This window comes from Prevotella illustrans (genome assembly GCF_017426725.1).
GTDB classification, from domain to species: Bacteria; Bacteroidota; Bacteroidia; order Bacteroidales; family Bacteroidaceae; genus Prevotella; species Prevotella illustrans.
Genome location: NZ_JAERMS010000026.1, coordinates 1 through 19,172, shown reverse-complemented (window position 1 = coordinate 19,172; position 19,172 = coordinate 1). Strand labels below are relative to the sequence as shown.

At 50.9% G+C, this 19,172-nt stretch carries 15 protein-coding genes; 12 read left to right on the top strand and 3 right to left on the bottom strand.

Annotation, left to right across the window (positions count from 1 at the left end; all coding sequences use genetic code 11):
• Positions 1-9: 9 nt before the first annotated feature.
• From JHU38_RS08385 to JHU38_RS08375, 3 genes are all read right to left on the bottom strand, one after another.
• Positions 10-3,288, bottom strand: coding sequence for a SusC/RagA family TonB-linked outer membrane protein (locus tag JHU38_RS08385; RefSeq protein ID WP_158267299.1), 3,279 nt, complete (start codon positions 3,286-3,288; stop codon positions 10-12).
• A 41-nt stretch (positions 3,289-3,329) separates the two neighbouring features.
• Positions 3,330-4,457, bottom strand: coding sequence for a FecR family protein (locus tag JHU38_RS08380; RefSeq protein WP_107581876.1), 1,128 nt, complete (start codon positions 4,455-4,457; stop codon positions 3,330-3,332).
• Between the two features lie 61 nt (positions 4,458-4,518).
• On the bottom strand, positions 4,519-5,007 hold the full coding sequence (locus tag JHU38_RS08375) for an RNA polymerase sigma-70 factor (RefSeq protein ID WP_107581875.1): 489 nt from the start codon (positions 5,005-5,007) through the stop codon (positions 4,519-4,521).
• Positions 5,008-5,754: 747 nt separating this feature from the next.
• Here JHU38_RS08375 and metK point away from each other — a divergent pair.
• The 12 genes from metK to JHU38_RS08315 all read left to right on the top strand — a co-directional run bounded on the left by metK (position 5,755) and on the right by JHU38_RS08315 (position 19,074).
• Positions 5,755-7,011: a methionine adenosyltransferase gene (gene metK, locus JHU38_RS08370; RefSeq protein WP_107581874.1), complete on the top strand. Its 1,257-nt coding sequence runs from the start codon at positions 5,755-5,757 to the stop codon at positions 7,009-7,011.
• Between the two features lie 18 nt (positions 7,012-7,029).
• Positions 7,030-8,046, top strand: coding sequence for a DUF4271 domain-containing protein (locus tag JHU38_RS08365; RefSeq protein WP_107581873.1), 1,017 nt, complete (start codon positions 7,030-7,032; stop codon positions 8,044-8,046).
• A 7-nt stretch (positions 8,047-8,053) separates the two neighbouring features.
• Positions 8,054-8,800, top strand: a complete 747-nt coding sequence (locus tag JHU38_RS08360) for a uroporphyrinogen-III synthase (protein ID WP_107581872.1) — start codon at positions 8,054-8,056, stop codon at positions 8,798-8,800.
• A 45-nt stretch (positions 8,801-8,845) separates the two neighbouring features.
• Complete coding sequence (rnpA, locus tag JHU38_RS08355) at positions 8,846-9,247, top strand: ribonuclease P protein component (RefSeq protein ID WP_107582378.1); 402 nt, start codon at positions 8,846-8,848, stop codon at positions 9,245-9,247.
• A complete protein-coding gene (gene yidD, locus JHU38_RS08350) occupies positions 9,244-9,495 on the top strand; it encodes a membrane protein insertion efficiency factor YidD (protein ID WP_107581871.1) in 252 nt (83 codons plus the stop codon). Before rnpA ends, yidD begins: the two co-directional genes overlap by 4 nt.
• An 86-nt stretch (positions 9,496-9,581) precedes the next feature.
• On the top strand, positions 9,582-10,880 hold the full coding sequence (gene tyrS / locus JHU38_RS08345) for a tyrosine--tRNA ligase (RefSeq protein WP_107581870.1): 1,299 nt from the start codon (positions 9,582-9,584) through the stop codon (positions 10,878-10,880).
• Positions 10,881-11,001: 121 nt separating this feature from the next.
• Positions 11,002-12,852 (top strand): DUF3413 domain-containing protein, encoded by a 1,851-nt coding sequence (locus JHU38_RS08340; protein ID WP_107581869.1) that lies wholly within the window; start codon positions 11,002-11,004, stop codon positions 12,850-12,852.
• 1,093 nt (positions 12,853-13,945) lie between these two features.
• Entirely contained in the window at positions 13,946-14,350 is a 405-nt protein-coding gene (locus JHU38_RS08335; RefSeq protein WP_107581868.1) for a hypothetical protein, read from the top strand.
• Positions 14,351-14,466: 116 nt separating this feature from the next.
• Entirely contained in the window at positions 14,467-15,093 is a 627-nt protein-coding gene (locus tag JHU38_RS08330; protein WP_107581867.1) for a hypothetical protein, read from the top strand.
• 18 nt (positions 15,094-15,111) lie between these two features.
• A complete protein-coding gene (locus tag JHU38_RS08325; RefSeq protein WP_107581866.1) occupies positions 15,112-15,675 on the top strand; it encodes an RNA polymerase sigma-70 factor in 564 nt (187 codons plus the stop codon).
• Positions 15,660-16,598 (top strand): FecR family protein, encoded by a 939-nt coding sequence (locus tag JHU38_RS08320; protein WP_107581865.1) that lies wholly within the window; start codon positions 15,660-15,662, stop codon positions 16,596-16,598. The genes JHU38_RS08325 and JHU38_RS08320 overlap by 16 nt, the downstream gene beginning before the upstream one ends.
• Before the next feature lie 7 nt (positions 16,599-16,605).
• Positions 16,606-19,074 carry a TonB-dependent receptor gene (locus JHU38_RS08315; protein WP_232369896.1) on the top strand — a complete coding sequence of 823 codons (2,469 nt, stop codon included), beginning with the start codon at positions 16,606-16,608 and terminating at the stop codon, positions 19,072-19,074.
• The last annotated feature ends 98 nt before the right edge of the window (positions 19,075-19,172 follow it).

Here is a 19,172-nt window from a genome sequence, read left to right as displayed (position 1 = left end):
CAAATAGGTTTAGAAGGTTAATTGAACGCCCAGTGAATAATGATGGGCGTAAGGATAAGCCGTACCTATCTCGCGCCGGATGGTTGACGTGCGGAGTACGTCGTTAGCCGTAAGAATAATTTTCAGATACTCGGCACCAAACGAACGGATAGCCTCGCGACCAAAAGAATATGCTAAACTCAATGAGTTGGCAGAGAGTAAATTATCCTTCTCTACAAATCTCGAAGTAGGTTTAGTCGTAGAGAGGTCGTCAATCCGTTTGTAGAGAGCTGCCTTACCCGGCGTGCTCCAACGGTCGTAGAGAGCCCGACAGTCTACATTCAGATAAGGATTTACATTCTCCACCTTGTCCACTAAAGTCTGGTTGTAGGCATAACCGCCAAAGCGATAGAAAAAGTTAGCATTCAGTTCCCATCCTTTATAGTAAGCATTCAGGCCAAAAGTGCCACTCATAGTCGGATCAGTCGATTTATAAGGAACATAGTCTTTCTCGCTCCAAGTGCTGGTATAGCTGCCATCTCGCTTGATAAAGACTTCGTTACCTGTAGCCGGGTCGATACCTGCTGATCGTACAACCCATATCGAATTAATAGAAGCTCTTTCTTGATAGCGCACGTATGGTCGTGAACCGGCTTCCTTGTCAGCCAAATCGTTATAAGAACTAAGGCCCGAGGATATTTTCTTCAATTTATTGGTATAGTGCTGTCCGTTGACAAACAGATTGACCGAAGTGTACTTATCTCGATACACGACGGCCTTAACATTGAAGTCAAAACCTTTGTTCTGTGTCTCGCCAAGGTTGTCTTTGTAAACATCAAAGCCTATGTATGATGGCATATTGACATCGACCAGCAGATCTTTGGAGTTTTCTATAAAGTAGTTGAAGTAACCGCTCAGTCGGTTGTTAAGGAGTGAAAAGTCAACGCCCAGATTGTTTTTCTGCGTACGCTGCCACTTCAAATTGCGGTTGCCGAAAGCCTTAATGACTGCGCCCACGTAATCTTGATAAGCCAACGAACTGTCATAATTGTACATCATCATAGCCTGATAGGGGTAGAAGTTCTGGCTTCCTGTAAATCCGGTGCTCAAGCGAAAACGTAACTGATTAATCATGCGACTGCCCTTCAGCCATTTTTCATGATGCACGTTCCATCCCATTCCCGAACTCCAGAAGGTTCCCCAGCGGTTGTTGCTGCCGAAAACAGACGAACCGTCACTACGAAGTGAAGCGTCGATGAAATAACGGTCGGCATAACTAAGGTTAGCATTGCCGAAGAATCCCATCAATCGACTCGTAGTCGCATAGCCTCTCACATGGTCACCTTCCTTGAATCTGACACCGAGCGAAGGGTGATTGAGCGACTGATTGGCAAATCCATAGACAGTATAAGCATTGTAGTCGGATTTCGATTCCTGTATGTTCCAACCGGCATTAAGGTTGAGCGTATAGCTTCCGGCCTGCTTAAAATAAGACAAAACTACGTTAGCGTCATAGGAAGTCTGCAACGTATGGCCCTTGGTGTAGCTTCCCTTGTCTTCCGTTTTACCAATAAAGTCGGTATGGTCTGCCGGTTTGAAATTGTCATATCCGCGATTGATGCGTTCCAAAGAGAAGTTTCCTTTCAGACGCAGTCCTTGGATAATATTCCATTCCACACTGAAATTATCTACAAAGTCATCATAAGTAGTCTGATCTATCGTATTGAGCATGGTGTTGTACATAGGATTGGCCACCTGCGAACTGCCCCTTGCGGGAGTGTAATTATCGAAAAGCACCTGCTTTAAGTTGCCACTCGCGTCGTAAGGATAATAATACGGATTCAGATAGGTATAGGTACTGAAGGGACCGTAAGGCGAATTGTTAGACGTAATCTTGCCATACGACAACTCATTGCGGAACCGCAGGTTGCGATAATTGTACAGCAGGTTCAGACTTGTGCCCAGTCGACTACGATCAGATCCCTTCATCACGCCGGCGTTCATCAAATAGTTTAAGTTCAATCCATAACGGAAGCTGTCATTACCGCCCTCCAACTGCATGGTATGTTTCTGACTGATTCCCACCGATTTGAGCGGTTTAGCCAACCAATCGGTATCATAACCTTGAGCCACCAGCTTTAGTCTTTCATTGTAACTCTTCAGATATTCTTCCTGCACATACACGGCATCACTGCCCTTGTAGAGTCCCGCCATATCTTCGTACTGCAATTTTTCACGGGCGTTGAGCAAGTGATAATCCGATAAGTCGGCAACTTCCATATCCACGCTGCCGTAATAATTCAATCTGAGTTTACCGGCCTGAGGCGACTTTGTCTCAATAACGACCACGCCATTGGCTGCTCTCGAGCCGTAGATTGCTGTAGCCGAAGCATCTTTCAATATTGAAATACGTGCTATTTTGTTAGGATCCAGGTCATACACCTTTTCCACACTGACCTCGAAACCATCGAGGATGAAGGTCGGCAAGTTAGCATTCCCCTTATACTCCGCGTTCAGGTTGGTCACCGAACTGTTGGGCAACGAGTTCATGCCACGCACCTGTACGTTGGGCATCGTGTTGGGATCTGAGCCCATGGCGATATTTTCGGTCAGTCGGAACGACGGGTCCAGCGACGCGATGGTCGATAGAACATTCCGGTCGGACACGGCGGCCAGTTCCGCTCCGCTATAGTTTGTGGCCACGCCCGTATAAGTTTGCTTGTTTTGAGTATAGTAACCCGTCACGACCACGTCGCTCAACTGCTTCACGTCAGCCACCATATTGATTTTCATATTCGGCTCTATGGTCAAATTCTGAGTTTGCATGCCAACATACGAAACTTCCAATCGGCGAGGCGTATCACCCGTATAGTCAAAGGCAAACTCGCCATCGGTGTTGGTTGTGGTCAGTATTTTGGTTCCCACAACCCGTATCTGTGCGCCGATAACAGGCTCTCCGGTGTCGTCATATACAACTCCTTTGACCCGTCGGTTGCGTCCCATCTGTGTCTGTTGGCTAAAAGTAATGATATTGCCGCTCACTCTGTAGGAACACTTAATGAGCCGCGCAAGCTGTTCTATCACTTCGCTGACCGCTTTCTGACGAGCGGCAATGGTCACGCTGGGCCATGTCCGGGCCAGTTCATCACTATAAAAGAAGTTCACTCCCGACTGCTGCTTGATTTCCTGCAAGACAGTGGGCACCGCGGCAGACTTGAAATCAATGGTAATCTTTGTGTCAACCGGCTCTCGGGCAGATATGCCGGCACTGACCATCAGGCACAGTAGCAACAGCAAGAGTCTGCTCATTGTTTTCACTTGGCTTTCTCTCATATAAAAATATTATTAGGTTAATAAACGACCAATTGGTCTTTCTCTATCGCTATTTCCAAATCGATGGCCGTGCGAATAGCGTCCATCGTTGCCTCAATACCATCGTAACGATCGAAGGTTCCGCTGAAGGTTTTCTGTTCAGACTGCTCCGAATGGAAGACAATTTGTTTGTTGTACCATTTGCCAACTACCATCATGATGCGCCGCAAGGGCCAACCGCGAAACGCCAACCTGCCGGTATTCCAGGCAACGTATGGTGCCGTGTCTACCTGTCGCAACGCAACGCCCCCCTCAACGATGTCTGCTTTCTGTCCGGGCTGCATAAGTTGCTCTTTGCCACCCGACGGAATGACGCCTACACGCCCACTGACCAGCACCACGCTGGTGCCAGATACGTCACGAGTGTTCACGTCAAACTCGGTGCCATAGTCGCAAACGCGGCCGTGGGGAGTATGAACGATGAAGCGACGGCTCCTGTCATGTGCCACAAGAAAGTAGCCTTCGCCCTCCAGACATACATTTCTGTCGCCACGCCCAAATGCTTCCGGATAAATCAAACTTGAGTTATCGGCCAAATGAACCATGGTTCCATCGGGCAGTGTTACCCAATACTCCTTGTCTATATAAGTCCTCACGCGTTTGGATTCCAGCATTTCTCGTACTATCGCCTCGTTCTCGCTGACTCCGAAAGTCTTCATCTCTTGCGCGTTGAGCGGTGCCGAAGGCAAGAGAGCCTCATTCTCTGTTAACAATCTCTCGTGACGGGTGGCCGAACGAATGCCCTGTACTACCTCGGCCGACAACTGAGGTGGTGTGACACGGGTGTAATCCTTATACCACCACAGCCCCAATCCCACCACAACGGCTGCCGCAACAACGGCTCGACGGAACGACAAACGAAATACATGACGGCGAGACGGGCGCAGCATGGTGTCGTCGGCAAGGGCCTTCACCCGCCGCAAAGCCTGCTCCACATCCATCTGCGCTATATCTTCAACAGAATGACCACGAGCCGTTAAATTAGCAACAATATGATCATAGACGGCCTGATGTCCGGGACTACGAAGCCAGATGTCAAGTTGCCGTTGCTCATCGGGAAGCAACGTTGCGTAAATTGATTTTATAATAAGATATTGAATGTCCATGTGTTACTCTTTTTTATGAATACGTAGAAAAAGTAACAAATGGTTAGAAAAAAGCTTTTTTTTACAATAAAAGCAAATCTTTGCTTATTTTTCCACGCAGACTTACAATGCCATGGCGCAGATGGCTATGCACGGTCTCCTTCGAAATACGCTGCCGTTGAGCAATATCTTCATAAGTCATGCCCATAAGTTTCAGCCGCAATACTTCAGCAGTTTTCTTCGGAAGCTGGTTGATAGCTGCGTAAAGGCACTCATAAAGCTCCATTTCGAAGATGTTTTCCTCTTCTGATTCCGAAGCCATTCTCGCAGCTTCACTCTGATATTTCTGTTCCACACGCCGCCGGCGCAACTCATCCAGCATGCGATTGCGAACCATTACAAAGAGATAATTCTTCAAATCTCTTTCACCACCCATCGTGCCATACTGCTTCCACAGCCTGACAAAAACGTCCTGAACCACATTCTCGCTCACATGGCGGTCGCGCAACGTGCGGTCGGCATACAGCACCATAGGCACATAGTATTTATGGAACAAATCGTCGAAAGTCATCTCTTTATGCAAAACATGGTAAACAAATTTACGATAATTTTATAAATACAGACCAAAATCTGTAAAAAAAACGATGATGCACCCTTCCTCGTATCCAAATCCATCAACTCTTACTCTATTTTTTTGTAAAGAAAACAGTAAGAAAAACGACCATTCTCGACAGCACCATCTAGCGTTGAAAAAGTCCTTATTGAACATTGGAAAAGCCATTTTGAAGCTCTTTTGTTGTAAAAGTAGTCCTTTTACGTGCTAAAAGCATAACTTTTACAACGCCAAAGGGCTGCTATTGCCAAGTAAAAGGGCCACTATTACAAGCCAAAAACACGACAACAACGGCCTTTTCGCCACCTTATTTGACCTTACAAAAACATAACTCATTGATAATCAGTCAAAAACAAAATCGCACAAGAATGCGTTATTTCAGACGAAAGTTTTTTAATTTCAGAATAACGCAACCATTTTGAGCCTTTTGTCCTAAAAATTCAGAAGAGATATAAGCCGTTTTGCAAATTGCGGGCCATGAGTTGAAAGGGACGAACTCATTACGTTCGGAATGTGAAAAAGCGATAAATCGTTGGCAATTCAGGCAAATAGTCGTAACTTTGCGGCGATTTAATGGATTATTAATAACGCTTGTGGAAGAATTTGGCTGCTTGCAACCACATAAAAAAATGCTAAAACTGCAAAATCCCTCTCAGATTTTACGGTTACTTGGTGTTATTCCACGCTTTTAAAAGTAATGGAAAAATGAGCTATTTATTTTCTTCAGAGTCAGTGTCCGAGGGACATCCTGACAAAGTTTCCGACCAGATTTCGGATGCGCTTCTCGACCAGTTTTTAGCTTACGATGAGCAGGCACACTGCGCCATCGAAACGTTTTGTACCACGGGACAGGTGGTTATCATGGGCGAAGTGCGCTCGTCGGAGTACATCGACCTACAAAACATCGCCCGAAAGACCATCCAACGCATCGGCTACACGAAGGCCGAATACCAGTTTGACGGCGATTCGTGCGGCATTCTGACGGCTATTCACGAGCAGAGCGACGACATCAACCGCGGCGTCAACCGCCAGAACGAAGACGAACAGGGTGCCGGCGACCAAGGCATGATGTTCGGTTACGCCTGCAACGAAACAGAAAACTACATGCCCGTGTCGCTCGATTTGTCGCATCTCATCATGAAAGTGCTGGCCGATATCCGCCGTGAAGGCAAGGTAATGACCTATCTGCGCCCCGACTCCAAGAGTCAGGTGACGATTGAATATAATGAAAACAATACGCCGCAGCGCATCGACACCATCGTCGTGAGCACGCAGCACGACCAGTTTATGGACGACGACGAGGCCATGTTGGCCAAAATTCACGAAGACGTTGTCCATATTCTGATTCCGCGCGTCAAGGCCGAGTGTGGCGAAAAGATATTGGCGCTGTTCAACGACGACATCCACTACTTCGTCAATCCTACGGGTAAGTTCGTCATCGGCGGCCCCCACGGCGACACCGGACTGACCGGTCGCAAGATTATCGTCGACACCTACGGCGGCAAGGGTGCCCACGGCGGCGGCGCATTCTCGGGCAAAGACCCATCGAAGGTAGACCGTTCGGCGGCCTACGCGGCTCGCTACATTGCCAAAAACATGGTGGCGGCGGGCGTTGCCGATGAAATGCTCGTGCAGTTGGCCTACGCCATCGGCGTGGCACAGCCCGTAAGCGTTTACGTAAACACCTACGGACGCGGTAAAACCAACCTGACCGACAGCCAGATCGCCGAAAAAATCAAGCAACTCTTCGACCTCCGGCCCAAAGCCATCGAGCGAACGCTGAAGTTGCGTCAGCCGATGTATTTGGAAACGGCAGCCTATGGCCACATGGGACGCAAGAACGAGGTAGTGAAAAAGACCTTCACCAGTCGCTATCATGAGACGAAGGTTATCGACGTGGAGCTCTTCACCTGGGAGAAACTCGACCAAGTGGAGCCTATCCGCAAGGCTTTCGGACTTTAAAAACCACACGTGAACGCTATGTTGCAGACCGACTCCATCGCCATGGAACAAGCCGAGGGCGAGGTACAGAACCTCCAACCCATGGCCCATCGCCAGCCGACACCGGCCCAAGTGCTGAGTTGGCTGCCCAAGAACGCCACGCCCGAGCAGCAGGACTCGGCCATTCAGGCCAACTTCGAGCCGGGAGAAATCCACTGGAGTCAGCGTCCCGACACGCTCCACCTGCCCGGTTGGCCCGTGGGCAAGAGCTACCGCGACGTCAGTCTGCCCCGATATTACAAGGAGTCGTTCTTCTCGAACGACTCCCTGTTTCATCCTGAACTCACGGGAGGTCGTCTTGGCGTGGCCGGCGACCCCGTTCCCTACACGCCGGCCAACGACAACTTCGTTACCGGCGTACTCTTTGGCGTCTTCATTCTGGCCCTCATCGCCCTGAGTCGGCTGGGCGGTTTCATCAAGCGCCAGGCCAAAGACTTCTTCTACATTCCCCGTAATGAGACATCGTCGCAGACCGAGACGTCGGGCGAAATCCGTTTCCAGCTTTTCCTGTTGCTACAAACCAGTCTGCTGCTGGCCCTCATCTATTTCTTCAGCACATTCGACATGGCCGCCGACACCTTTGCCGTGGAACCCTATCAAGCTATCGGCATTTACGGGGGGATGTTCACGGTCTACTTCTTCATGAAGTTCATGGTCTACGCCTTTACTAATTGGGTGTTCTTTGAGAGGCGCGCCAACAGGCAATGGCTGCAGGCGCTGCTCTTCATTATCTCGGTACAAGGGATGCTGCTTTTCCCCATCGTTATGCTACAGGTGTATTTCAGCCTAAGTATCAAAACGGTAGGTATTTATACGCTGACCGTAATAATATTGTTTAAATTACTGTCGTTCTACAAGACACATATCATCTTTTTCAGGCGAAAAGGCGCTTTTCTGCAAAATATTTTGTACTTTTGTGCCCTTGAAATAGTACCACTGCTCTCGCTTTATGGAGCATTGATACTCACGAATAGCTATTTGAAGATAAATTATTAGGACACAGATGATAAAGAAAATCTTGGTTTCGCAGCCCAAACCTTCGAGTGAAAAGTCTCCTTATTTCGATATAGCGAAGAAGAATAATGTTGAAATGGTATTCAGGCCTTTCTTCAAGGTAGAAGGAATCACCGCCAAGGAGTTTCGTCAACAGAAAATCAGTCTCCTCAACTATACAGCTGTCGTCTTCACGTCACGTCACGCGATAGACAACTATTTCAAGTTAGCGAAAGAATTGCGTGTCACCATTCCCGAAGAAATGAAATATTTCTGTGTGACAGAGACTATTGCGCTCTACATTCAGAAGTACACACAATACCGCAAACGTAAAGTCTTTTTTGGAACAACGGGTAAGATAGACGACTTGATCCCGTCGATGCTCAAGCACAAAACCGAGAAATATCTTGTACCGTTGAGCAGTGTTCACAACGACAACGTGAAGAACCTGATGGACTCGAAGAAACTGACGCACACGGAATGCGTGATGTTCCGCACGGTGAGTGACGACCTGACCGAAGAAGAAGTTAAGAATTTCGACTACGACATGCTCGTTTTCTTCAGTCCTACAGGCGTGAAAGCGCTCAAAAAAAACTTCCCCGATTTCAAGCAAGGCAATATTAAGATAGCCGCTTTTGGCCCTGCAACGGCCAAAACGATTACCGAAGAAGGACTGACGCTCGACCTTCAGGCTCCTTCAAAAGAATATCCTTCCATGTCGAGCGCTCTACAAGCCTTCTTATCAAAGCGTAAATAGACGGCGCCAGAGCCGTGGCAGCGCCACACTTTTTCGGATATGAATATGGTAGAAACGGAAAGATTCACTTTGTCGAAAGAGGAACGCGTCTACAGTCTCAGCCTGATAGACGACCTTTTCAGGGGCGGGAAAAGCCGCTCCATGACGATATTTCCGCTTCGGGCCGTCTATAAATCGCTGGAAAACGACTGCGATGAAGCCGGATTTCAAGCCCGAAAGCCATGTCCGAAAATGCTTGTCAGCGTGCCGAAGAAGCACTTCCACCATGCTGTAGACCGCAATCGGGTGAAGCGACAGGTGCGCGAAGCCTTTCGCAAGAACAAGCGGATACTACAGGGACGCAATGTGGCCGTCGCCTTCATCTGGCTCTCCGACAAGCATGCCGAATCGACTTTGATAGAACGCAACGTGATAGCTATCCTGCAACGAATCAGCGAGAAGATATGAATGTCCTGAAAAACATCATTCATGGCATCGCCAAAGCGATGGTATGGTTGCTGATATTGCCCATCGCGTTTTATCAACACGTCATCAGTCCTATGACACCGCCCTCCTGCCGATTCACGCCGACTTGCTCAGAATATGCCCGCCAGGCCCTGATCAAACACGGACCGATCAAAGGTTTGCTGCTGGCCGTCTGGCGAATCCTGAGATGCAATCCCTGGGGAGGCAGCGGATACGACCCCGTGCCGTAACGTTTTTACCGAATCTAACGTGAATATCGGACATAACCGACCTATGAGGGTCATCCAAACTCAGATCAATCAAAAAGAAATATACAATGAAGAATTTTGTTGAAGAATTGAAATGGCGCGGCATGCTGGCTCAGATCATGCCCGGAACAGAAGAATTTCTACAGAAGAACATGGTTTCTGCCTATCTCGGCACCGACCCCACAGCCGACTCACTGCACATCGGCCATCTCTGCGGTATCATGATGTTGCGCCATCTGCAACGCTGCGGCCACAAGCCTTTCCTGCTCGTCGGCGGCGCCACCGGCATGATCGGCGATCCGTCGGGCAAGAGCCAGGAGCGTAATCTGCTCGATTCAGCGACACTCTATCATAACCAGGAGGCCATCAAAAAACAGGTGGCGAAGTTCCTCGACTTCGACGGTACGGAGCCCAACAAGGCCGAACTCGTCAACAACTACGACTGGATGAAGGACTTCACCTTCCTCGACTTCGCCCGCGAGGTGGGCAAACACATCACCGTCAACTATATGATGGCCAAGGACAGCGTGAAGATGAGGCTCAACGGTGAAGCCAGCGACGGCCTATCGTTCACCGAGTTCACCTACCAGCTGCTCCAAGGCTACGATTTCCTGTATCAGTATCAGAAGTACGGCGTGCGTCTGCAGCTCGGCGGCAACGACCAGTGGGGCAACATGACCACCGGAACGGAACTCATCCGCCGCACGCTGGGCGCCGAAGCCGAAGCCTACTGTCTCACCTGTCCGCTCATCACCAAGGCCGACGGCAAGAAATTCGGCAAGACCGAGAGCGGAAACATCTGGCTCGCCCGCAACCGCACCACGCCCTACGCCTTCTATCAGTTCTGGCTCAACGTGAGTGACGACGACGCCGAGCGCTATATCAAGATATTCACCGACCTCGACAAGACCACCATCGACGCCCTTGTGGAAGAGCATCGTCAGGATCCGGGACGACGCACGCTTCAGAAACGGCTGGCCGAAGAAATCACGACAATGGTGCATTCCAAGGAAGATCTCGACATGGCCATCGCCGCCAGCAACATTCTCTTTGGCAAAGCGACCAAGGACAGTCTGGCCCGGCTCGACGAAGCCACGCTCAACGACGTGTTCAAGGACGTGCCCCACTACGAGCTTGCCAAGGAAGACCTGGGCGGTCAGGCCGTAGACCTGTTCTGCCGTGACGGTTGGGACATCTTCCCGAGCAAGAGCGAGATGCGCAAATTGGTGAAAGGTGGCGGCGTGAGCCTCAACAAGGAGAAGCTGGCGGCTTTCGATCGCCCCGTGACGGTCGACGACCTCATCGACGGTAAGTATCTGCTCGTGCAGCGCGGCAAGAAAAACTATTACCTGATTACCGTGAAATAGGCCGCCGGCCTGTTTCCTTTTAAACGGAGACCATACGTCCCCGGACCTGCCGACGCTATGAGGCAGGCCGCGTGACGTATGGTCTTTTCGGGTAGACAAACATACATTTTTTCCATTTCCTATGATCAAACGTTTGAACAAGGCCGGCATCCGGCAAGGTTTCCTTTATTATCTACTGGCCACACTGGCCCTGGCTCTCATCTTCTTTTGTTACATTTTTCAGGGCGCAAGTACCGAAATGATGACGCCCATAGGCTGGATTTATTTTGTGGCCTCGTGTATCACGCACGCCGCCATTCTGCTTCTCATTCCTTTCCTGCTCATCCAATTACCGCTTGCCGTGCTGGGATGCCGGCAGCGTTGGGCCAACGGCGCGCTGGGCTTCGTCTACGGACTCCTTTTTGTTTTGGCCGTGGCCAACAGCTATGTCTACGCCATCTATCATTTCCACATCAACGGTCTCGTTCTGGAAATGCTGACCGGGCCGGGCGCTTCCGAAATCTTCGTCTTCTCGTTCTGGATATATGCCAAGGCCATCGTCCTGTCGCTGCTGCTCATGGCCCTGAGTGGCGTGCTGGCATGGTTGAGCCGCAAGCTCGCGAAACGCTGTCGGCAACGCCACTTCTGGCGCAACAGCCTGCTGCCGCTCCTTGCCGTCGGCCTGTTCTCGCAGGCGGGCCACATCTATGGATCGGCCACGGTGAACGCCTCCATCGTAGAAAGTACCGACGTCATACCTTATTATTTCCCGCTGCGGGCCAACAAGCTGCTGGTGAAGATGGGCATGATAGACCGCCGCAAGATGAACCGGCTGCATTTCAAGAGTGCCGGTTCGTCGGTAGTCTATCCGCTGCGCCCGCTCAAGATACGGAAACCCGAGAAGCCGCTCAACGTCGTCATCCTCTGCATCGACTCGTGGAATCCGCGCACCCTCACCGCCGACTGCACGCCCAACATCTGCAACTTCGCCCGAGAAGCTGAGCAATATCCTCATCATCTGAGTTCGAGTAACGGCACCCGCGGCGGAATCTTCGGCATGTTCACCGGCCTGTCGGCCTATTACTGGAAAAGTTTCGAGTACGCCAATATCCAACCTCTCCTGATAGAACAGCTGCTGAAGGCCGGCTATAAGGTACAGGCTTACCCGAGCGCCACCTTCGACTATCCGCCGTTTGCCAAAATGATATTCGGCCATGTGAAAGGTCTCAACACCAATACGCCCGGCGCCACGCCCTATGAACGCGACATCCGCATCACCCATAACTTCATGACCGATCTCGACCGCTACGACGGCAGCCGACCTTTCTTCTCGTTCGTGTTCTACGATTCGGCCCACGCCATCGAGGTTCCCAAGAGCAAGCAGCACCGGTTCAGGCCCTGTTGGGAATACTGCGACTACATGAAGCTCAGCAACGACATCGATCCCACGCCCTTCTTCAATCTCTACCGCAACTGCGTGGCCGAGGTCGACTCGCTCATCGGACTCACGCTCGACAAGCTGAAGCAGAAGGATCTGCTGCGCAACACGGTCGTCATCATCACCGGCGACCACGGACAGGAGTTCAATGAGAACCATAACAACTACTGGGGTCACTCCTCCAACTACTCCGAATGGCAGATCCACACGCCGCTCATCTACTACTACCCCGGCTGCAAGCCCGGCAAGCGTGGCTATCGCACCACCCATTACGACCTCTCGCCCACATTGCTGCGTCAGGTTTTGGGCGTCACCAACCCGCCTTCCGACCTCTCCATGGGCCACGATCTTTCCGATCCGTCGCCACGCGACTGGCATCTCGCCGGCAACGACCTTTACTATGCCTTCACCCTGACCGACGGTACCATCGTAGAGAAACGCGGTTCCGGCTCGCTGAAAGTGCTCGACAAGCGCATGAGACCTCTGCCCGACTATCGGCTCAACGCACGTGAACTACAAGAAGCCATCCGCAATATGAATCGTTTTTTCAAGTAAAGCGCACGAAAAACAAGGCTAATCCACGCCATCGGGCGATAAAAAAGGCAAAAAATTTGGTAGTGGATGGAAAATCCACTACCTTTGCACCCGCAATCGTCATCCGAACGATTATACATGTTTGTCCTATGGTGTAATGGTAGCACTAGAGTTTTTGGTTCTCTCAGTCGTGGTTCGAATCCGCGTAGGACAACATCACAAGGCGTCAGACAGCTGTTTATCAACTGCCTGACGCTTTTTTTCATGCCTATTTGGGCCAAAGAAAGAGGATCACCTGATCATTTGTGGGGAAAAGTCCGCAAATGATGTAGTCGCCGACTTCATTACTTTCCGTGATTTTGTCAGAAAAAACTACCTGATTTTAACACTTCCGCAACACGCCATCTAACTGCCGGCACGCTGAAGAATCCCTTCGCTTTTTCGATTTCTGCACCCTTTTATGCCCAAAGCTATGCTTTTATCGGCTCAAAGCATAGCGATGACGCCGCTAAAGCATAACTTTCAGCCGATGAAAAGGCCGCGATGACAGCCTAAAAGCATAGCTATTAAGGGTAAAAAAGCTATAGAAAAGCACCCTAAAAAGCACAATCTACTGATAACCAGCGCTTTATAAACTTGCTCTACAATCGTTTATTTCCGCCCGTCTCTTTTCTTTTTCAGAATAATGCCACTTTTTTGATGGTATATGTAAAGATTATTCAGGGTAAAGACATAAGGACATATTTTCCTTATGCTGTTTTAAAGACATAAAGACATAAAAACATATTTTTCTGTCGGCGAGGAACAAAGACATAAGGGCCGCAAGCGGCCAAGAAAGACATAAAGCTAAGTGGGAAATGGGAAGTCTGGAATGTAAAATAGAGTGTGAAATGCAAAAAAGTAAGCTGTCTACATTTCACACTCCACGCTCTTCTGTTAGTTCTCCCTCCCTTTGGGAGGGCCGGGGTAGGCTTTTCTTCTAACACGAATACGACTTCCAATAATATTTCGTATATTTGCCATTTGATATAAGACATGACAGGGAAGAAGCGCATCGCCGCCACCCTTTCACATTATTTATATTATATACTCAGCTTTTATAACATACACTCAGATGGGAAGAAACAAATTCGCGCAAAAAGAGATTGACGAGATAAGCCGGTTGCTGTGGCTGAAGAACGCCGGCAACCGCATGCGACAGAAGCAGATACGCCACGAGTTGCGCGTGGACTACGAGTTCAACATTTCCGATTTCAACCAACCGGGCAAGGCTTTCGGCCCCGACGAGCTGCGTGAGGCCCTCGAGCGAGGCGTCATCCGTATTCTCGACGACGCCACCATTGCCGACATGAAGGCCAAACGGCTGCTCGACAAGGCCCGCGACGAGGCCAAGCGACAACAGGAAGCCATTGATAATGGGGCGGCTACCGACTGGCAACAGGCCATGAAAGAGTGGGAAAGCCGGCAGGCACAACAGCCCGCGAAACCATCCATTCAACCTGACAGCTCGACAACCTGACAACAAAAAAAAGCAAAAAGCAGTAGGGATATTTGCTTACAATGGAGTTATGTGTATAGAAAGCCTCGAAAAAAGGCATTCCAAAACGAAACAATAACTTAAAAAATAGTAAGATTATGAAGATTAAAGTAGTAATGCTGTCATTGCTTTTGGCAGCCGGCCTCACACAGGCAAATGCTCAAACCTGCTGCAAATTTAAGTCTGACAACCGTAACGAGTTCCGTATCGGCTACAGCGACGGCCTCACACTCAGCGTAGCTTCTATCTGGGGAATCGGACTGGGCGACGCGCTCACCGGCACAACCCGCACCGATGAAACGTCGAGCGGCGTTCTCGGACTGGGCTACCGCTACCACATGAACCGCTTCCGCTTGGGTCTCGACCTGGGTTTCGCTTCGGTATCAAGCAAGTACGACTATGCTTCGAGCAAGCAGAAAGACATCAAGGAGACACAACAGAACCTCCTGATCATGCCCGTAGCCGAACTGGTATATTTTAAGAAAGGGGCTTTCGAGCTCTACGGATCGGCCGCAGGCGGCGTAGACCTGACCCGCACCAAGGAAAAAGGACTCACCGAAGCGGGCAAGAAGAACGCCCAGACCAAAGCCAAGACCTCTACAGACTTCGCCTTCCAGGTAAACCCCATCGCCATGCGTGTAGGCAACGACCGCATCGGAGGCTTCGTTGAAGCCGGATTGGGCTACAAGGGCTTCGTAACGGCAGGTCTCAGCCTGAAGTTCTAACGACGTGTAATCAAGAAAATGAAGACCGACAGAAAGAAAATCTTCCAACAGCGGTTCAATCGCTATTATCCTATGCTTTGTCGCATCGCCGCAGGCTATCTGCCCAGCGGCGACGACTGCGAGGACGTGGTGCAGGAGCTGTTCATCAGCGTATGGAATCACGGCAAGGACAACTTGGAGGAAGACGCTTTCGTCGCCTACCTGAAAACAGCAACACGCAACAACTGTATATCGTTCTTACGACGCCGGCAGCACATTGATACCATATCTACCGATGAGGAATCGACGTTGCAGCTGAGCGACACAACCGACACCGACAGTCCACGCGACTACGGTTCGCTGCTCGATACGCTGTTGCGACAAATGCCGCCCAAATGCCGGGAAGTCTTCATGATGAGCAAAATCCAAAAAATGAAATACAGAGAAATAGCCGCGGCGTTGGACATATCAGAAAAAACAGTAGAAAATCATATAGGCAAGGCTATACGAATCATTCGAACCTATGCCACCCAACATCCTACGCTACTATTACTGGCTATCTGCTCAGAATTAATTCGACTCGGCTTATGGAACATACATTAAACATAGACGCTATATTGGCCCGTCATTTGGCTGACGAGCTCCTCACCAACGAAGAGCGGCAGGCGCTCCAAGCCTATATCGCCGACAACGGCGACGAATACAGGCAGCTCGTCAACGCGATGAGCCGCCTCGACAAGGAGCGACGCACGATCGACGTTGACACGGCTGCGGCCTGGAAAAAGGTTGAGCAACAGCTCATCGAGGATGTTCGTCCTGCCCTTACCTTCAGGCTTCGTCCATTGTTGATGATCGCGGCCTCTTTGTTGCTGCTGGTAGGCGTCGGTCTTTATTCCTATCTCATGCGGCCGGACGAACTCATGCTGGCCAATACCACACAGCAGCCCGAAACCTATCGGCTGCCCGACGGCTCCAAACTTCTGCTCTATCCTCACGCCACTTTAACCTATCGCGCTTCCGAAAGCAAGGCAGAGCGCAGGGCCGAACTGCAAGGCAAGGCCTTCTTCGACGTGGCCCACAACGGACAAACTTTCACCGTAGAGGCCGGTAAGCTGCGTGTAGACGTACTCGGCACATCGTTCGACGTAGACGCTACGCTCGCCGGCAGAGAACAGGTGAAGGTTGTCACGGGGCGCGTACTCGTAGCTACTGATAACCAACAGACCGTGCTCATCCGCGGACAACGCGTAAAACTCAACAATGGGCACCTCGAGAAAACCTCGGGCATGGGCGACTCGCGCAAGGCTGTCTTCACATTTAAAGATACGCCCATACACAAAGCGATCCGCAAGATAGAACACGCGATGGATATCAAGATAGAACTGGCGCCCGGACTCGACGACAACAACCGGATAACGACACAGATCAACGGGGCCGAGCCTTCGGAAATGGTCCGCGAACTGTCCATGCTCTGCAACTGCCGCTACGATTCCGTGTCGCCCATACATTACAGACTCCACCCATAAGACAACTTTGCGGAAATTACTGATTATCATCATGCTCTCGTTGGCGTCGATAAACGTCGGCGCACAAACACAAGTAGCAGAGGAGGTACTTCATCTGAAGCCTTCTTCTGCTACTGTGCGTGTATGGATCAACCGCGTCGAGCAGCAGGCCCGTGTGATTCTTTCCTACAATCCGGCCCTCATCCACATGGACCATAAGGTGACGGTCAGCCACCAAGGCCCCATCACCATCAGCCGTTTGCTGGCCCTTGTCCTCGACGGTTATTCTTATCGCCTCGTGCCTATGCCGGGTCGCAAACTCCTAATCCAAATCAAAGGCACCCCCACTACAGCCCTCTCCCGCGACGACAATAGCCTTTCGGCAGTCGAAACTGTGCCCCAGGCCGGCCTGAGAGGCATCGTGAGCGAGGCCGGAAGCGGCGAAAAACTATTGGGAGCCACCGTCACGCTGACCGACTACACGGGTCGACGACATTATGCCGTGACCGGTCCCGACGGCTCGTTCTATATCAGTGCGCCGCAGGGACCGTGCCAACTCAATATCCACTATATGGGTTATGCCAACTGGCAACAGACCATCCGGTTGCGTGGCGACATGCACCGGGCCGTGGCGCTCAGCCCCATCGCCTTTGCCATCAAGACGGTCAACGTAGAACGGCGCAAGAGTATGGAAGAACTCGACGAGGTAGCGCCGTCCAATATGGTGGCTTTCAGCCATGCCGACCTCTATTCGCAAATCAGAATCCTGCCCGGCGTGTCAACGTCAGCGGCCAATCTCGACTTTCATGCCGCCGGCGGATCGTCCGACGAGAATCTCTTCCTGCTCGACGGATTTCCCGTCTACAACCCCGGTCATATCAATTCCATGCTCAGCCCGTTCAACGGCGACGTGCTCAAAAGCGTGTCGTTCTACAACGGATTTATCCCCACACAATACGAAGGAAGGCTCTCTTCCGTCACCGACTCCCGCCTGCGCGACGGCAATAAGGAGACTTTCTCCAACACGCTCTCGCTCGACATGCCGGCAGCGTCGGTCGTTTCCGAGGGTCCCATCATCAAAAACAAGCTGTCCTACCTGATCGGTGGGCGCCACAGTTGGCTCGACTTCTTCGACCGCTTCGTGTCGGAAGACAACCGTATGAACCACTCGTTCTACGACACGAACGTGAAACTGTCGCTGCAACTCGACTCGGTAACGGCGCTGTCGTTCTCCGCCTACAACTCCACCGACGACTACCGGCTCGGCGAACAACAGCAGTCGACCTCGACACTGCACTGGAACAACCAACTCTACGCGCTCCATTTCGGCACCTACGTGACGCCGTCGATCAGCAACCAGACATCAGTGGCCTACGCACGCCACAGCACACGGGCCAATCCCCAGGATTTCGGCTTCGACAACCTGAAGGAACTCCACAACCGCATCAAGACAATCTATGTCAACACGCAGTTCACCTATACCCCGGGCAACCTCTATACGCTGCGTTGGGGCATAAAAGGCACCATGGAAAAGTATGAACTCACGGCCTTCGGCATAGATATGAAAAGCCAGTGGGAGCCCATCAACCAACTGTCGCTCTTCTATGATAACCGCCTGCGCATCACCTCCTCGTTCTTCGCACAGGTGGGTGTCAACTACCTGCGCTACATCCCGCGCCACTATAAGGGCTACAGCAGCATTCAACCCCGGCTGTCGCTGAAATACGCTTTGGACGACAACAACATGCTCTACGCCAACATAGCCCGCACAGAACAGTTTTTCCACCACGTACGTATGATCGCCCTGGCCACGCCGTTCGACTTTGTCATGCCCAGCATAAAAGGCTTCAAGCCCAGCACGGCCACCCATCTCGAAATAGGATGGAAGCATTTCACGCGCCAGGGCCTGCTCGAACTGTCGGCCTACTACAAACAACGACGCAACCTGCTGGCTCTCCGCCCCGACTTCTACTTAGAAAACAGCGATTGGAGCCGATGGATCATGGAGGGCAATGGCGACAGCCGTGGCGTAGGCATTTATTATTACGACCAGTGGAAACACTGGAAATGGCAGCTGTCGTACACCTTTTCCAAAAGTCGTGAGTGGTTCAGCCTGTTGGCCGACCGTGGCAAACTGCCCTCGCTCTACGACGTTCCCCACGTTCTCAACGGCGCCCTCTCCTACCAACTCGGTCAGTCGTCACTCTTTACCGTCGGTGGTAACCTCCATTCGGGATTAATCGTCATGGACGATGTCGATGATTACAGCGACAGCCATGACAGCTATGCCACCTTCCGCAAACAACGCGACCCGATGCGCTTCCGCGTCGACGCCAGTTATTCTTTCCAGAAAGACTTCAAGAAGTCGAGATTGCTGCTGCGTTTCGGTCTCTACAACATCATCGGCAACCCGTCGGAAGACGAAATGCTTCATTATTTCTCCATCCAGATCAAGGACCGGCTCATGCCCTTCGGAACCATTTCGTTTAAGTTTTAACCTACCCCGACCCTATCAACGACCCACCCCGGCCCTCCCAAAGGGACTACTCTTTATACACATCTCGATTAACTTAAAATTTGTGATAAGAACTCTGT

Bases quoted from the DNA above. Each gene is read 5' to 3' on its own strand.
- JHU38_RS08385 (WP_158267299.1), bottom strand. From the start codon at position 3,288: ATGAGCAGACTCTTGCTGTTGCTACTGTGCCTGATGGTCAGTGCCGGC.
- JHU38_RS08380 (WP_107581876.1), bottom strand. From the start codon at position 4,457: ATGGACATTCAATATCTTATTATAAAATCAATTTACGCAACGTTGCTT.
- JHU38_RS08375 (WP_107581875.1), bottom strand. From the start codon at position 5,007: ATGACTTTCGACGATTTGTTCCATAAATACTATGTGCCTATGGTGCTG.
- metK (WP_107581874.1), top strand. From the start codon at position 5,755: ATGAGCTATTTATTTTCTTCAGAGTCAGTGTCCGAGGGACATCCTGAC.
- JHU38_RS08365 (WP_107581873.1), top strand. From the start codon at position 7,030: ATGTTGCAGACCGACTCCATCGCCATGGAACAAGCCGAGGGCGAGGTA.
- JHU38_RS08360 (WP_107581872.1), top strand. From the start codon at position 8,054: ATGATAAAGAAAATCTTGGTTTCGCAGCCCAAACCTTCGAGTGAAAAG.
- rnpA (WP_107582378.1), top strand. From the start codon at position 8,846: ATGGTAGAAACGGAAAGATTCACTTTGTCGAAAGAGGAACGCGTCTAC.
- yidD (WP_107581871.1), top strand. From the start codon at position 9,244: ATGAATGTCCTGAAAAACATCATTCATGGCATCGCCAAAGCGATGGTA.
- tyrS (WP_107581870.1), top strand. From the start codon at position 9,582: ATGAAGAATTTTGTTGAAGAATTGAAATGGCGCGGCATGCTGGCTCAG.
- JHU38_RS08340 (WP_107581869.1), top strand. From the start codon at position 11,002: ATGATCAAACGTTTGAACAAGGCCGGCATCCGGCAAGGTTTCCTTTAT.
- JHU38_RS08335 (WP_107581868.1), top strand. From the start codon at position 13,946: ATGGGAAGAAACAAATTCGCGCAAAAAGAGATTGACGAGATAAGCCGG.
- JHU38_RS08330 (WP_107581867.1), top strand. From the start codon at position 14,467: ATGAAGATTAAAGTAGTAATGCTGTCATTGCTTTTGGCAGCCGGCCTC.
- JHU38_RS08325 (WP_107581866.1), top strand. From the start codon at position 15,112: ATGAAGACCGACAGAAAGAAAATCTTCCAACAGCGGTTCAATCGCTAT.
- JHU38_RS08320 (WP_107581865.1), top strand. From the start codon at position 15,660: ATGGAACATACATTAAACATAGACGCTATATTGGCCCGTCATTTGGCT.